This is a genomic window from Streptomyces sp. HmicA12 (genome assembly GCF_000373565.1).
GTDB lineage: Bacteria > Actinomycetota > Actinomycetes > Streptomycetales > Streptomycetaceae > Streptomyces.
The window spans coordinates 59,964-73,283 of the sequence record NZ_KB891831.1 but is presented as its reverse complement, the minus strand read 5'-3'; the positions used below and the strand labels follow the sequence as shown (position 1 = coordinate 73,283).

General features: G+C 71.9%; 14 protein-coding genes. 11 read left to right on the top strand and 3 right to left on the bottom strand.

Annotation, left to right across the window (positions count from 1 at the left end; all coding sequences use genetic code 11):
• Positions 1-43 precede the first annotated feature (43 nt).
• Both B072_RS0130500 and B072_RS0130495 read right to left on the bottom strand, forming a co-directional pair.
• A complete protein-coding gene (locus B072_RS0130500) occupies positions 44-562 on the bottom strand; it encodes a lytic polysaccharide monooxygenase auxiliary activity family 9 protein (protein ID WP_018533752.1) in 519 nt (172 codons plus the stop codon).
• A 227-nt stretch (positions 563-789) separates the two neighbouring features.
• Entirely contained in the window at positions 790-1,218 is a 429-nt protein-coding gene (locus B072_RS0130495) for a response regulator (protein WP_018533751.1), read from the bottom strand.
• A gap of 44 nt (positions 1,219-1,262) precedes the next feature.
• Here B072_RS0130495 and B072_RS48385 point away from each other — a divergent pair, with 44 nt between their 5' ends.
• From B072_RS48385 to B072_RS0130455, 8 genes are all read left to right on the top strand, one after another.
• Positions 1,263-1,565, top strand: coding sequence for a hypothetical protein (locus B072_RS48385; RefSeq protein ID WP_018533750.1), 303 nt, complete (start codon positions 1,263-1,265; stop codon positions 1,563-1,565).
• Between the two features lie 135 nt (positions 1,566-1,700).
• Positions 1,701-3,281 (top strand): sensor histidine kinase, encoded by a 1,581-nt coding sequence (locus B072_RS0130485; protein ID WP_043245018.1) that lies wholly within the window; start codon positions 1,701-1,703, stop codon positions 3,279-3,281.
• Positions 3,278-4,489, top strand: a complete 1,212-nt coding sequence (locus tag B072_RS0130480) for a PP2C family protein-serine/threonine phosphatase (protein ID WP_018533748.1) — start codon at positions 3,278-3,280, stop codon at positions 4,487-4,489. The genes B072_RS0130485 and B072_RS0130480 overlap by 4 nt, the downstream gene beginning before the upstream one ends.
• Positions 4,490-4,629: 140 nt before the next feature.
• Positions 4,630-6,810 carry a hypothetical protein gene (locus tag B072_RS0130475; RefSeq protein ID WP_018533747.1) on the top strand — a complete coding sequence of 727 codons (2,181 nt, stop codon included), beginning with the start codon at positions 4,630-4,632 and terminating at the stop codon, positions 6,808-6,810.
• Between the two features lie 106 nt (positions 6,811-6,916).
• On the top strand, positions 6,917-7,477 hold the full coding sequence (locus B072_RS0130470; protein WP_018533746.1) for a hypothetical protein: 561 nt from the start codon (positions 6,917-6,919) through the stop codon (positions 7,475-7,477).
• 75 nt (positions 7,478-7,552) lie between these two features.
• Positions 7,553-7,825, top strand: coding sequence for a hypothetical protein (locus B072_RS0130465; protein WP_018533745.1), 273 nt, complete (start codon positions 7,553-7,555; stop codon positions 7,823-7,825).
• 165 nt (positions 7,826-7,990) lie between these two features.
• Positions 7,991-8,845 (top strand): PP2C family protein-serine/threonine phosphatase, encoded by an 855-nt coding sequence (locus B072_RS0130460; RefSeq protein ID WP_018533744.1) that lies wholly within the window; start codon positions 7,991-7,993, stop codon positions 8,843-8,845.
• Positions 8,846-8,912: 67 nt separating this feature from the next.
• Positions 8,913-9,941, top strand: a complete 1,029-nt coding sequence (locus B072_RS0130455) for an MASE1 domain-containing protein (protein WP_043245016.1) — start codon at positions 8,913-8,915, stop codon at positions 9,939-9,941.
• 21 nt (positions 9,942-9,962) lie between these two features.
• On the opposite strand, the gene B072_RS0130450 is transcribed toward B072_RS0130455, so the two are convergent.
• A complete protein-coding gene (locus B072_RS0130450) occupies positions 9,963-10,526 on the bottom strand; it encodes a TetR/AcrR family transcriptional regulator (protein ID WP_026246467.1) in 564 nt (187 codons plus the stop codon).
• 96 nt (positions 10,527-10,622) lie between these two features.
• Here B072_RS0130450 and B072_RS0130445 point away from each other — a divergent pair, with 96 nt between their 5' ends.
• The 3 genes from B072_RS0130445 to B072_RS0130435 all read left to right on the top strand — a co-directional run bounded on the left by B072_RS0130445 (position 10,623) and on the right by B072_RS0130435 (position 13,296).
• Entirely contained in the window at positions 10,623-11,552 is a 930-nt protein-coding gene (locus tag B072_RS0130445; RefSeq protein WP_018533741.1) for an SDR family oxidoreductase, read from the top strand.
• A gap of 51 nt (positions 11,553-11,603) precedes the next feature.
• On the top strand, positions 11,604-11,822 hold the full coding sequence (locus B072_RS0130440; RefSeq protein ID WP_026246466.1) for a hypothetical protein: 219 nt from the start codon (positions 11,604-11,606) through the stop codon (positions 11,820-11,822).
• Positions 11,823-11,985: 163 nt separating this feature from the next.
• A complete protein-coding gene (locus B072_RS0130435; RefSeq protein WP_026246465.1) occupies positions 11,986-13,296 on the top strand; it encodes a glycoside hydrolase family 18 protein in 1,311 nt (436 codons plus the stop codon).
• Positions 13,297-13,320: the final 24 nt, after the last annotated feature.

Below are 13,320 nucleotides of genomic sequence, written 5' to 3'. Positions count from 1 at the left end.
GTGGGGGAAGGGCCCGCGGCACCACGGTGGTGGGGGAGAGGTGTCAGCCGCCGACGTTCACGTCGATGCACGCGTAGAACGCGTTGGTGGTGTCGGCGATGTTCCAGACGGCCAGTACCTTCTGCTTCCCGGTCAGGGAGCCGAAGTCGACCTGGTGGCTGACGGTGGCGCCCGGCTTGGCACCGTTGTCATCGAACTCGGCGATCTTCTGTCCGCCGACGAAGTACTGCCAGGTGCTCGTCGCGTGCTGCGCGGTGAGCTTCCACTCGAACGTCGTGGTGCTCTGCACCGGCGTGGCGACCCAGCCCTTGGAGTCGTCGTCGAGTTCGGCGAACCTGCTGTTGCCGCCGCTGCAGCTGGTCAGGCCCCTAGGCCCCTCCACGCTCTGCGGCTCGTACGTGATGTCGCCACAGGACACCGTGCCCGCCGCGCACTGTGCCTGCCGGCTGGGCGGTGAGGAGATGTAACCGTGGGCGCTCGCCGAACCGGCGGGAAGGCTGATGGCCAGGACCGGGGCGAGCGCGGCGCCTATGAGGGCAGCCGTCTTCTTACGGGCGTTCATGCCTACTCCTTCACTTCAGGTCTTCCGGAGCGCACGCATGTGGGGGCGCACGCCCAGGACGGCCTCTCGAGGGTGGGGCCAAGAGGCGCGAAGGGACATGAGGAAACGGCCCTGCGAGGCAGGGTCGATTCCCCTAAGCGGAACGGCCGTTGACGCTTGGCCTAGACCATACAAGTGGCTGTGATCCTGTCAAGGTCCTGTCAAGATCACGGAGGTGGGAGAGAGCCTCAGGTGCGGGGGAGCTTGGCCGCCGTCTCGAGGTAGAAGGCGTCGATGCTGCGGACCGCCGCCTCGAAGTCGTCCAGGTTGACCGGCTTGGTCACGTAGGCGTTGGCGTGCTGGTGGTAGGCGTCGGTGACGTCGTCGGGGGCGGCCGACGTGGTCAGCACGACCACGGGAATGGCCCGCAGAGCGGCGTCGTCCTTGAGGATGCGCAGCAGCTCCCGCCCGTTCATCCGCGGCATGTTGAGATCGAGCACGATGAGGTCGGGGTGCGCCATCTCCGGGTCGCGCAGGTACTCCAGTGCCTCCAGGCCGTCCGCGACCTGGGTGAGGTTGCGGGCGCCGCGCTCGGCGAGAGCGTCCTGGATCAGCAGGGCGTCGGCCATGTCGTCCTCGACGAGCAGGACGTCGTACGAACGGGAAGTCGCGATCATGATGGTGTGCTCCGGGGGACGAGTGGGGGGCATGGACGGGCATCGTGCGTGGTGACGAGCCCGGGCCAGCGGCGGCGCGCCCCCTGACGGCTGAGGTGTGTCGCTTCGCCGATCTGAGGGTATCCGGCGCCCGCGGCGGCGGCGTCGCGGGCCGCCTCGCCCTCCAGCGCGCTCACGGCGTGCTGGAGCTGGGTCAGGACGCGAAGGCGGCGCAGCGCGTTGTGGCGCGCGTCGCCGCGGTGATCGTGATCGGGGGTGTATCCGACCTGTGCCACGAGGTCGGCGACGAGGGCCTCGACGCCCTGGGCGGCCAGTTTTTCGAAGGCGTGGTTTCCAGGGAGTGGTGACGGATCATTGCCTGGCATGACCGCACCGTATAGCCAGGGGACGCGGGCGACAACAAGTGTTGTCGGGTGCCGTATCGTATCGACGCCGCTGGTGTCCGCGGCGCGGGTAGTGACGGTCGAAGGAGCGCACGGAACATGGACGTTGGCGCAGGTCGGCGCGGGCCGGTGGGCATAGCCCGCTGGACGACGCGACGCTGGCTGACCCTGGGGATCGCCGTGAGCGGCGTCCTGCTGCTGGTCCTCGGGTCGCTGGGCGCATGGGCGCTGGGCAGGACCTCGCAGCTGACCGACGAGGTCGTCCGGTACCGCTCCCCGGCGCTGATCAACTCGGTGCGCCTGGAAGCGGCATTGGTGAACCAGGAGACCGGCATCCGCGGGTACGGGCTCACCGGGCGCCGCGACTTCCTCAAGCCGTACACGGAGGGCCGGGCCGACGAGAAGACCGCGCTGCGGGCGCTGGACGGCCTTGTCGGCACGTCGACGGAGGCCGAGGACGACCTGCGGGCCGTCCGGACCGACGTACGGGCCTGGCAGCGGAAGGTGGCACAGCCGATCGCCGCCGCGTCGGCCCGGGACGCGGTGCGGATCTCCGCCGACCGGGCCACGGACGGCAAGCAGCTGTTCGACACCGTCCGGGCTTCCCTGGCCGGACAACAGGAACACCTCAGGGCCGCGCGCGTGCGGGCGGGCGCCGAGCTGGACACGGCGCAGCGGCTGCGGAACTGGATGTTCACAGCTATCGCCCTGGTGATCGCGGTGCTGATGTGCGGCATCACGTACGCGCTGCGGCGCGGGGTGACCGTCCCCCTGACCCGCCTCAGCGCCGCGGCGCGGGAAGTGGGCCGGGGCCAGTTCGACCGGCAGGTCCCCGCGACCGGCCCGGCCGACCTGCAGCAGCTGGCCCGTGACGTCGAGTCGATGCGCGAGCGCCTGGTGCGGGAGCTGGCGCGCAGCGAGGAGGCCCGCACGCTCCTCGACCAGCAGGCCGAGGACCTGAAGCGCTCGAACGCGGAGCTGGAGCAGTTCGCGTACGTGGCCTCGCACGACCTGCAGGAGCCTCTGCGGAAGATCTCCAGCTTCACGCAGCTGCTGCAGCGGCGCTACGGAGACAAACTGGACGAGCGGGCGGACCAGTACATCGGCTTCGCCGTGGACGGCGCCAACCGCATGCAGGTCCTCATCAACGACCTGCTGATGTTCTCCCGGGTGGGACGGGTCCACGACGAGCAGACCGTCGAGGTGGGGGACTGCCTGAGCAACGCGATGGACTCGCTGAGCGTGGCCATCGAGGAGTCCGGCGCGCGCATCGATCACGACGAGCTGCCGGCCGTGCACGGCGACGCGGGCCAACTGAGCCTGCTCTGGCAGAACCTGCTGTCCAACGCCATCAAGTTCCGCGCCCCGGACCGCGCCCCGCACATCAGGGTCACGGTGCGCCAGGAACAGGACATGTGGCGCTTCACCGTGCGGGACAACGGCATCGGCATCGCCCCCGAGTTCCGCGAGAAGGTCTTCGTGATCTTCCAGCGACTGCACACCCGCGAGGCCTACCCGGGAACCGGCATCGGCCTCGCGATGTGCAAGAAGACCGTCGAGTTCCACGGCGGCACCATCGCCGTCGACCCGGTCGACGGCGAAGGCACCTCGATCAGCTTCACGCTCCCCCTCCAACCGTCCGCACAGGCGGCCGACAGTGAAGGATCGCTGCTGCGATGACACTGCTCGACGGCACCTCAGCACCCTGCCGGATCCTGCTGGTGGAGGACGACGCGGGCGACGCCCTCCTCGTCGAGGAACTGCTGCTCGACACGGACCTCGACCATGTGCTCGTGCACTGCCGCACCCTGCGGGAGGCCCGCGAGACGCTGGCCGGACAGCGCAGCGACTGCGTCCTGCTCGACCTGCATCTGCCCGACGCCTCCGGGGTCGGCGCCGTCGCCGAGCTGCTCGAGGCGGCCGGGGACGCGGCCGTCATCGTGCTGACCGGCCTCGCGGAGTCCCAAGCCGGTATCGAGGCGCTCGCCGCCGGCGCCCAGGACTACCTGGTCAAGGGCAAGGTGGAGCCGGACCTGCTGCAGCGGGCCGTGCGCTACGCCCTGCACCGCAAGCAGGCCGAGCGGGCCAACGCCAACCTTCAGGCGGGCAAACTGCGCGCCGAGGAGAACGCCCGTCTGGAGCGCGGGCTGCTGCCGGCCCCCATGCTGCACTCCGGCGACGTCGTCGCCACCAGCCGCTACTTCCCCGGCCGCCAGCAGGCGCTGCTCGGCGGTGACTTCCTCGACGTGGTGGAGACCGCCGACGGGCAGGTGCACGCCGTCATCGGCGACGTCAGCGGGCACGGCCCGGACGCGGCCGCCCTCGGCGTGTGCCTGCGGATCGCCTGGCGTTCCCTGACCCTGGGAGGCCACCGCGGCGCCGCGCTCCTCGACCTCCTGGAGCAGATGCACATCGCCGAGCGCAGCAGCGGTGACCTGTTCACGACCTGCACCCTGATCACCGTGGACCGCAGCGCGGGAAGCGCGATCCTGCACCTGGCCGGTCACCACGCGCCGCTGCTGACGTCCCACGGGCGCACCCGTGAGCTCGGCATCGAGCACGGAGTGGCCCTGGGAATAGCGCCCGGCCTGCACAAATGGCCGGTCACCCGGCTCGAACTGCCGCCCACGGGCTCGCTCCTGCTGTACACGGACGGCCTGGTCGAGGGGCATGTCGACGAGAGCTCCGAGCGGCTCGGCGTCGACGGGCTGCTCGGCATCATGGACGCCTGCGCGGACTCCGACGCGGGCGCGCACCTGGACCGCATCCTCGACGAGGTCCGGATCCGCAACGCCGGCCGGCACACGGACGACCTCGCGGTCCTGCGACTCGACTGGGCCGGCCTGCCGACGGTGCCGCCCCAGCGTGCGCGGGCCGGCGTGCGCTGACCTCTCCACCGCGCACCTGTCTCTCCATCGGGTCCGTCCGCCCGTCTCCTTCCGGGCGCGGGTGGTGGCCGCAGGCGGGAGAATCGGGGAGCGGTGCGGGCCGGGCCGCCGCCCGCACCCGGCCGGAAGGAGAGGGCCGCATGGAGAGGTCCGGGACCCGGGAGACGACGCGGCGCCGACTGCTGCGCGTGGCCGCCTTCGTGGGAGCCGTGCTCGCCACCGCCTGTGTCGTCGCGGCGGCATGCCTGCGCGGCACCGTGCTCGCGCCCGACTTCCACGCCTCGGCCCTCGACCGGGAGCACGCCTACGAGCGGCTCTACGACGAGGTCCTCGTCGATCCCCGGACCGCTCCCGTGACCCGGCAACTCCTCGCACAGCTGCCGGTCCCCGAGGCACAGGTGACCTCCAACATCAAACTCGTCCTGCCGCCCGACACCGTCCGCACACTGACACGGCAGCAGATCGACGCGATGGTCGGCTATCTCAACGGCAGCCGCTCCACCCTGGACCTCACGGTCGACCTGCGGCCGGTCCTCGCCAACCTCGACGACCTCGCCCAGGTCTACCTCGGCGACCTGGTGGCGGGCGTGCAGAACCGGCCCGAGCCGGACTTCGAGCGGTTCGCCACCGACCTGTCGGACGCCCTGCGCGAACTGACGGCCGGGCGTGCGCCCCAGGGCATGCCCGCACTGTCGCTGACCGAGAGCCAGACGGAGGCGGCCACCTCAGCTCTCCTCGGCGCGGTGTCGGCGGACCGGCGGGCGGCGCTGCGGCCCGAGGTCGAGACCGCGCTGGCCGACGGCGACGTGGGGACCGCGCTCGCCGCCGTCGCCGCGGCAGCCTCCGTCGACCGCTCCGGTGCGGCCGTACGGCAGCTGCGGCAGCTCCTGGACGGCGGCACCTGGGACCCCGCACCGGCACTCGCCGCGTCCGGCAACGACCTGCGGGCCGTGCACGACATCCGCCCCTACACCGCCACGGGCCTCGGCCTGGTGGAGGTGCTGGCGGCGGTCGTGCTCCTGCTGTGTCTGCTCGCCCTGTGGGTCACCGGTCCACCGCGGCCGGGCCGCCGACTCATGCTCCTGGCGCTGCCGCTGCTCGGGGGCGCCGCCCTGGTCGCCGCGGCCGTCGGCGTCGTGGAACTGCTCGGCGACGGACAGGTCGTCACCCCGTCCGCGTCGTGGCCGCCGTCCCTGAACCGGCTGGTGGACGACGTGCAGGCACGCGCCCACGCCATGCTGATCCGCACCACGCTGCTCACAGCTCTGACCGCCGTGGCCGCCGCCGCGGTGCTCCTCGTCGCGGGCCGCCTGCTCGACAGGCGGGACGCGCGCCCCGCCCCCTCATGGCGGGCCCCCGGGATCGGTCTCGCGGCCGTCGCCCTCGCTGTGGCGGGCATCGTCGTGACCCCGTCGGCCGGCGCCGGGTCCGCCCCGCGCCGGTGCCAGGGCAGCGCGGCGCTGTGCGAGCGCCCGTACGACGAGGTCGCCCAGCTGACGGCGCACAACGCGATGTCGACGACGGTCGACCGGTTCATCGGGCCGCTCCAGGACCCGGCCATCACCGCTCAACTGAACGACGGCGTACGCGCCCTGCAACTCGACACCTACCGGTGGGAACGCCCCGAGGAGATCACCGCGCGTCTCGACGGGGCCGACTTCACGGACGAGCAGAAGGAGCTCGTCCGGCGGGCCGTCGACACGATCAATCCGCCTCGCGACGGACTGTGGCTGTGTCACGCCGTGTGCCGGGCGGGCGCCGTCGAACTCGTCCCGGAGCTGCGGGAGATCGGTGACTGGATGCGGCAGCATCCCACGGAGGTGATCACCCTCATCGTGCAGGACGAGATCAGCGCGAGCGACACCGAGCGGGCCTTCCGCGAGGCGGGCCTGGAGTCCCTGCTGTACACCCCGGACCCCGACCCGGCCGAGCCCTGGCCGACCCTGGGGCAGATGGTCGACAGCGGCCGGCGTCTGGTGGTGTTCGCCGAGGACGCGGACGGCCCCGCGCCCTGGTACCGGAACTTCTACCGCTACGGCATGGAGACGCCGTTCGCCTTCCGGGCCCCGGACCGGATGAACTGCTCCCCGCACCGCGGCGGGACCGGCAAGCGGCTCTTCCTGCTCAACCACTTCATCACCGACAACGGCGGCAGCCGCCTGGACGCGGGCACGGTCAACGCCCGCCGGTTCGTCCTCGACCGGGTCCACCGCTGTGAGAACGAGCGCGGCCACCCCGTCACGTTCGTGGCCGTGGACTTCGCCACCATCGGTGACGCAGCGGGCGCCGTCGCCGAGCTCAACGAGGAACGGGCAGGCTGAGGCACCCGCGGACGATCGGCCTCCGCATCGCGTGCCGCGGTGGCCGCGTGTGCGCTGGTGGCAGGGGTACTCGCAAGGTCCGGCCGTCGAGCGGAGGGGACCGTCCGTGCAACGTGTCAACGCCTTTCTCACCAAGCACCTGTGGGCCCAGCTCGTGCTGGCGGTGCTCGCCGGCGCCGCAGTGGTCCAACTGCTCTACCCGCAGGGCTCGTTCGGCGCCGTCCTGATACGCACCGCGTTCATGTCCATCGGAGCCGTCGGCATCGCGGTGGTCGCACGGCGCAAGGAGAGGCGTGCCGCCGGCAGCACGGACGGTCTGATCTCCCTGGACCGGCGACTGCGCACCGGCGACGTCCCCGCCGATCCCGGCGAGCGGCAGGCGATGCGGAAACTGGTCGACCAGCGCCTGCACAGGACGCGGCACCGCAAGGCCGCGCTCGTGTTCCTGGCGGTCATGTTCGTGACGATCACCGTGCTCACGGGCTTCACCGCGGGCCCGCGCCAGACCGTCGGCCTCGCCGTGCTGACCGTGGTGTTCCTCTCCTGGATGGCGTACTTCAGCAGCCTGCAGAACCGTCGGCTGCGCACGATGGACGCCGCGTTGCGGGGCGCCGGTGAGCACGGCCCGACCGCGGACACCGCCCGGCCTCTCGCCCGGCGCGACTAGAGCTCCGATCCGCGCCGACGCCCGGGGCGCGAAAAGGCAGGTGTCGTCGCGCGTTCTGGGGGCAGTCGGGTCGCCATGAACGCATGTGAAGAGCGCGGAGCCGCCACGGAGCTCGGTGAGACGGACCGCGGCGCGCCCCAACGGCTCGCGACGCATGGGCGCGTCCGGGCGCTGGCGTCGACCGCCCTGTGCATCGTGTTCGCCCTGTGGTCGGTGGTCTGGAGCATCGGCTGGGCGACCGGCACCACGAGCGCCTCGTCGTACAGCATCGCCGGACTGCTGCTCCTCGCCTGCGCCGTCTGGGCCCGGCAGTCGGCGCTGCGCAACACGTCGCCCCGCCACCTGTGAGCCACGCGGTGCGGTGACCCTCCTCGGGCCTCCCCGCACCGCGCTGAGCGGGATCGGCGGTCCCGGGTGCGACGCGCGCCGTCTGCGGGCAGGGTGGAAGCAGAACCGTGCCGCCGCGCGCGGCACCCAGCGACGCGAGAGGCTCTCGCGGAACCGGAGCGCCCCATGTTCCGCAGCGAGACGGTCGACGACGGCGAGGAACTGCTCAACAGACTCGGGACGATGACGGCCCGGGCGCGCGAGCTGGCCGCGACCCAGCGCTCCCGGGTCGAACTCGCTGTGGAACTGCAGCAAGGCATGCTGCCCGGCGTCCTTCCGCATCCGCCGGGCATCCGGGTAGCCGTGGGGTACGCGCCGGCCACGCACGGGCTCAACGTCGGCGGAGACTGGTACGACGCCTTCGTCCTCCCGGACGGCCGGCTCGGCATGTCCATCGGCGACGTGCAGGGGCACAACATCAAGGCGGCCGCCTTCATGGGGCAGATCCGCGTCGGGCTGCGGGCCCTCGCCTCCGTCACGGCCGACCCCGGAGAGCTGCTCCGCCGCACGAACGACCTGCTGATCTCCCTCGACTCCGACCTCTTCGCCACCTGCACCTTCATGAGCCTCGACCCCGCCACCGGGATCCTGGAGTGCGCGCGGGCCGGGCACATCCCGCACATCTGGGCCACCGCCGACGGCCGGTCCGGCGTCGACGCCGAGGACGGCGGGCCGCCGCTCGGCGTGCTCAAGGGCGCCGAGTACCCCGTCGCGCGGCACCGGCTCACGGTCGGTGGTGTCTTCGTGCTCCTGACCGACGGGGTGGTGGAGGGCCCGTCGCTGAGCCTCGACGAAGGCCTGCGGCAGGTCACCCGGCTCGCCGAGATCGCCGTCGTCGCCGGCATGAGCATCGACGCCCTCGCCCAGGCCGTCATGAAACTGGCGGACACCGTGGGGCATGAAGACGACGCGGCCGTCCTCGTGGTCGGCCACGACGGCGGCACACGCTGGCGGCGGCCCACGGGCACCGGGGACACCTGAGATTTCTGGGCGTCCGGCACCCGAGCGCGCGCGGTGCCGGTGGCCGACGCGGCCGGGCCGGTGTCTGATGGCAGTTGTGGTGGACAGCCGACAGTTCGGGCGGCCCGTACAGGCAGCCCTCACAACCCTGGCCGTTGCCGCGGTGTACTACCTGTCCGGGCGGCTCGGCCTGCTGGGCAGGCTCGACGTCGAGGGCATCGTGGTGACGCCCGTCTGGCCGCCCACCGGCGTCGCCGTCGCCGCCCTGCTGGTCTACGGCGTCCGGGTCTGGCCCGGCATCGCCCTCGGGTCCCTGCTCGTCATCGCCTCCCTCACCACGCCACAGCCCATCACCCTGGTCAACGTCGCCGGGAACACCGCCGCCCCGCTCTGTGCCGTCCTGTTGCTGCGCCGGGTCGGGTTCCGGCTGGACATCTCGCGCCTGCGGGACGGCATGGCCCTGGTCTTCCTCGGCGGACTCTGCGCGATGGCCGTCAGCGCGACGGCGGGCGTCGGCATCCAGGTGCTGACCGGCGGTCTGGCCACGAGGGATTTCTGGGCCGTGTGGCTGGCGTGGTGGGTGGGCGACGCGATGGGCGTCCTGCTCGTCACCCCGCTGCTCCTGCTGCTCCTGCGGCCGATGGGACGGTTCCGGGTCCGGCGGTGGAAGGAGGCGGTGTGCCTGGTCGTCGCGGCCGCCGTGCTCGTCCCCCTGGCGGCGCTCAGCCCGATGAGCCTGCTCTTCCTCGTCTTCCCCCTGCTGGTCTGGGCCGCGCTCCGCTTCCAGCTGGCCGGCAGCATGCTGTGCGCGCTGTTCGCGTCCGTCCTGACCACGTTCGAGGCCAACGTGGCGAGCGGGGCGTTCGTCCACCAGACCGACATCGAGATCATGGCCAAGCTGCAGGCCTTCAACGGCGCCGCCGCGCTCACCGCCCTGCTGCTGTCCTCCCTCGTCACGGAACAGCGCGCCACTCGCCGCTCGGTACAGCGGGCCTGCGACGAACTCGCGGAGGTGCTGGAACACCTGACCGCGGGGGACGACCTGCCCGGGGCGGGCGGGCACCCGTCGGCGCCGTCTGCACGGCCACCGCGCCCGCCGCTGCCGCCCTCGACGTGAACGGCCCGGCTGTGCGCCGGTTCAGGCCAGGCTCTCCCGCAGGACCCCGAGCGCGTCGGTGATGCCCTGACGCAGTCCGGCCGGCGGCTGCTCCGGAGTGATCCACTCCTCGAACGCCACCTTGAAGACGCCCAGGCCCGCTTCCGCGGTGAGCCGGGCGGTGGTCGGCGCGACGTCGCGCTCCGTCAGGGCGTGCGCCAGCGCCCGGGACCACGCGTTGACCTTGGCCAGCTCCCGTTCCTGCAGGTCCACGTGGGTGGCGATGACGGCCTGGCGCTGCCGGGCCAGATCGCGCCGCTCCTCCATCAGGTCCGCCAGCGACCCGAACGCCTCGCACACCGCCTCGATGGGGGAGAGGTCCCGGGGTGCGTCGGCCACGGCCTGCTCCAGCGCCGTCGCGAGCTGCTCATTGCCCGGGAAGAGGACTTCACGCTTGTCCGTGAAGTGCCGGAAGAACGTCCGCTCGGTGAGTCCCGCGCGCTGCGCGATCTGCTTGGCCGTCGTCTGCTCGAACCCCAGCTCCGCGTACAGCTCCAATGCGGCCCGCTCGAGTCGGTCGCGTGCGTTCGGTTCCCATCTGCCCATGAGGCGATCTTACGAGATGACAGTGGCTGACATCGGGTATACGCTGGTGATGTCAGCGAATGACATCACTGTGTGCGCGACCCCTTAGGACTTCTCATGCGTGTTTTCGTCACCGGTGCCTCCGGCTGGATCGGTTCCGCCGTCGTTCCCGAGCTGCTCACCCATGGCCACCAGGTGCTCGGCCTGGCCCGGTCCGACGCCGCCGCCGCGGCGCTCACCGAGGCCGGGGCGGAGGTGGTGCGCGGCTCGCTGGACGACCTCGCCGTACTGCGCGCGGCCGCGGCCGACGCGGACGGCGTCGTCCACCTGGCCTTCCGGCACGACCTGATGTTCGGCGGAGACGTCCAGGGCGCCGTCGACGCCGACCGCAAGGCCGTCTCGGCGATGGCCGAGGCGCTCGTCGGCACCGGCCGTCCGCTCGTCCACACGGGCGGCACGCCCGCGATCCCCGGCCATGTCGCCACCGAGGCCGACGGTCGTGTCTCCGCCGACGCGCCCTCCGCGGCGGACAACCCGGCCGCCCGCGCCGCCACGGACGAGATGGTCCTCGCCCTGGCCGACGAGGGGGTCCGCTCCGCCGTGGTGCGCCTGCCGCGGACCAATCACGGCGAAGGGGACGCCGGGTTCATCGCCATGATGATCGCCACCGCCCGGGACCGCGGCGTCTCCGCCTGTGTCGGCGACGGATCGCAGCGCTGGCCCGCCACGCACCGGCTCGACACCGCACGGGTGTTCCGCCTCGCGGTCGAGAAGGCACCCGCCGGTTCCGTGCTGCACGCCGTCGGCGAGGAGGGCGTGGCGATGCGGGACGTCGCCGAGGTCATCGGCCGGCACCTGGACGTGCCCGTCGCGTCGGTCGCCCCGGAGGACGCGATGGCCCACTTCGGCTGGCTCGGCGCGATCATCTCCGTCGACCAGCCCGCGTCCGGCGCGCACACGCAGGAACTGCTCGGGTGGCGGCCGACGGAGCCCACGCTCCTCGCCGACATCGAACAGGGTCACTACTTCCGTGTACCGACCGCCTGACCGGTCCCGTACGGAGCGTGGCGCGGGCCGATCGTGGTGCACAATGCGGCGATGGACGTGGCCAAGATGGAACTCGCGCTGCAGAGGTACCAGGACGCTGTCGCCGCACTCGACGCGGCGCGAACGGATCTGGAGTCCGAGGCGGCCGCCGCCCTGCGGGCCGGTGACGCGACGCCCGGGGACTGGGCGCGGGTGTCGGAGCTGACGGGCTGGAGCGAGCAGGAGCTGCGGCGCCTGGTCACCGCGGCGGACTCCATCGACCTGAGGTAGGGGATCCGGAACCACACAAGAACGGCGTTTCGAGGCGGGACGGGCTTTCCGAACTCTTGACCTGGATGGTCCAGACCAATAACTTCACGTGCGCGCAAGTCCGTTGTCCCCTGCGGCAGTTGCACCCCGCCTCACAGGAATGAGCCCCACCATGCGTTCACGCCTGCGCCGAAGACTGCTGTCCCGGGCGGCCGTCGCCGTCACGTCGCTCTCCCTCCTCGGCGCCTTCGCGCCGGCCGCGTCCGCCCACGGCGGTCACCACGACACCCCGCGCCGGGTCGGCTACTTCACCCAATGGGGCGTCTACGGGCGGGACTTCCAGGTCCAGGACCTGGAGCGCAGCGGCGCCGCCGCCCGGCTCACCCACATCAACTACGCCTTCGGCAACATCGGCCCGGACGGCAAGTGCCTCATGGGCAACGTCCCGGGCGAGTCCGACCCCTGGGCCGACTACCAGCGCCCGCTGGACGCCGAGAACTCGGTGGACGGTGTCGCGGACACCGACACCCAGCCCCTCGCGGGCAACTTCAACCAGCTGCGCGAGCTCAAGGCCGCCCATCCCGGTCTCAAGGTGATGATCTCGCTCGGCGGCTGGTCCTGGTCCACGCACTTCTCGGACTCGGTACGCACCCCGGCGGCCCGCGAGGCCCTGGTGTCCTCCTGCATCGACCTCTACCTCAAGGGCAACCTGCCCCAGGACGGCGCGCGCGGCGGCGCGGGCGCCGCGGCCGGTGTCTTCGACGGCGTCGACCTGGACTGGGAGTGGCCCGGCTCCGAGGGTGACACCGACACCGTGTACCGCCCGGAGGACAGGCGGAACTTCACCGCGCTGGTCGCGGAGTTCCGCCATCAGCTCGACGCCTACGGCCGCACCCGGCACAAGGACTACGAGCTCTCCGCGTTCGTGCCGACCGCGCCCGCGAAGATCGATGCCGGCTTCGAGGTCCGTAAGATCATGAAGGACTTCGACTTCGTCAACCTGCAGGGCTACGACTTCCACGTCAGCGGCGAGAAGACCACGGCCCAGCAGTCCGCGCTGTTCGCCCGGGACGACTTCAGCGTCGACGGCACGGTCGACGCCTGGCTGCGCCGCGGAGCCCCGGCCCGCAAGCTCGTCGTCGGCATGCCGTTCTACGGTCAGGGCTGGACCGGCGTCAGTGGGGGAGGCGACGGCCTCGGACAGCCGGCCACGGCACCGGCCCCGGCGAAGTGGGCCAACGGGTACGCGGACCACAAGGAGTTGAAGACGCTGGCGGACTCGGGCACGTACGACCTGTATCGCGACCGCCGTGGCGGCCACGCCTGGCTCTTCGACGGCACGACCCTGTGGACGTACGACGACCCGCAGGTGCTGGCGCGGAAGTCGCTGTACGTACGGGCCAAGGGTCTGGGCGGGGCGATGTTCTGGTCGCTCGACGGCGACACCCCCGACGGGCAGTTGGTGCGCACCGTGGACCGCGCCCTCGGGCACTGACACGGCACTCGGGGGTGGCCTGCG

Coding starts and splice junctions, on each gene's coding strand:
- B072_RS0130500 (WP_018533752.1), bottom strand. CDS start 562: ATGAACGCCCGTAAGAAGACGGCTGCCCTCATAGGCGCCGCGCTCGCC.
- B072_RS0130495 (WP_018533751.1), bottom strand. CDS start 1,218: ATGATCGCGACTTCCCGTTCGTACGACGTCCTGCTCGTCGAGGACGAC.
- B072_RS0130485 (WP_043245018.1), top strand. CDS start 1,701: ATGGACGTTGGCGCAGGTCGGCGCGGGCCGGTGGGCATAGCCCGCTGG.
- B072_RS0130480 (WP_018533748.1), top strand. CDS start 3,278: ATGACACTGCTCGACGGCACCTCAGCACCCTGCCGGATCCTGCTGGTG.
- B072_RS0130475 (WP_018533747.1), top strand. CDS start 4,630: ATGGAGAGGTCCGGGACCCGGGAGACGACGCGGCGCCGACTGCTGCGC.
- B072_RS0130465 (WP_018533745.1), top strand. CDS start 7,553: ATGAACGCATGTGAAGAGCGCGGAGCCGCCACGGAGCTCGGTGAGACG.
- B072_RS0130460 (WP_018533744.1), top strand. CDS start 7,991: ATGTTCCGCAGCGAGACGGTCGACGACGGCGAGGAACTGCTCAACAGA.
- B072_RS0130455 (WP_043245016.1), top strand. CDS start 8,913: ATGGCAGTTGTGGTGGACAGCCGACAGTTCGGGCGGCCCGTACAGGCA.
- B072_RS0130450 (WP_026246467.1), bottom strand. CDS start 10,526: ATGGGCAGATGGGAACCGAACGCACGCGACCGACTCGAGCGGGCCGCA.
- B072_RS0130445 (WP_018533741.1), top strand. CDS start 10,623: ATGCGTGTTTTCGTCACCGGTGCCTCCGGCTGGATCGGTTCCGCCGTC.
- B072_RS0130440 (WP_026246466.1), top strand. CDS start 11,604: ATGGACGTGGCCAAGATGGAACTCGCGCTGCAGAGGTACCAGGACGCT.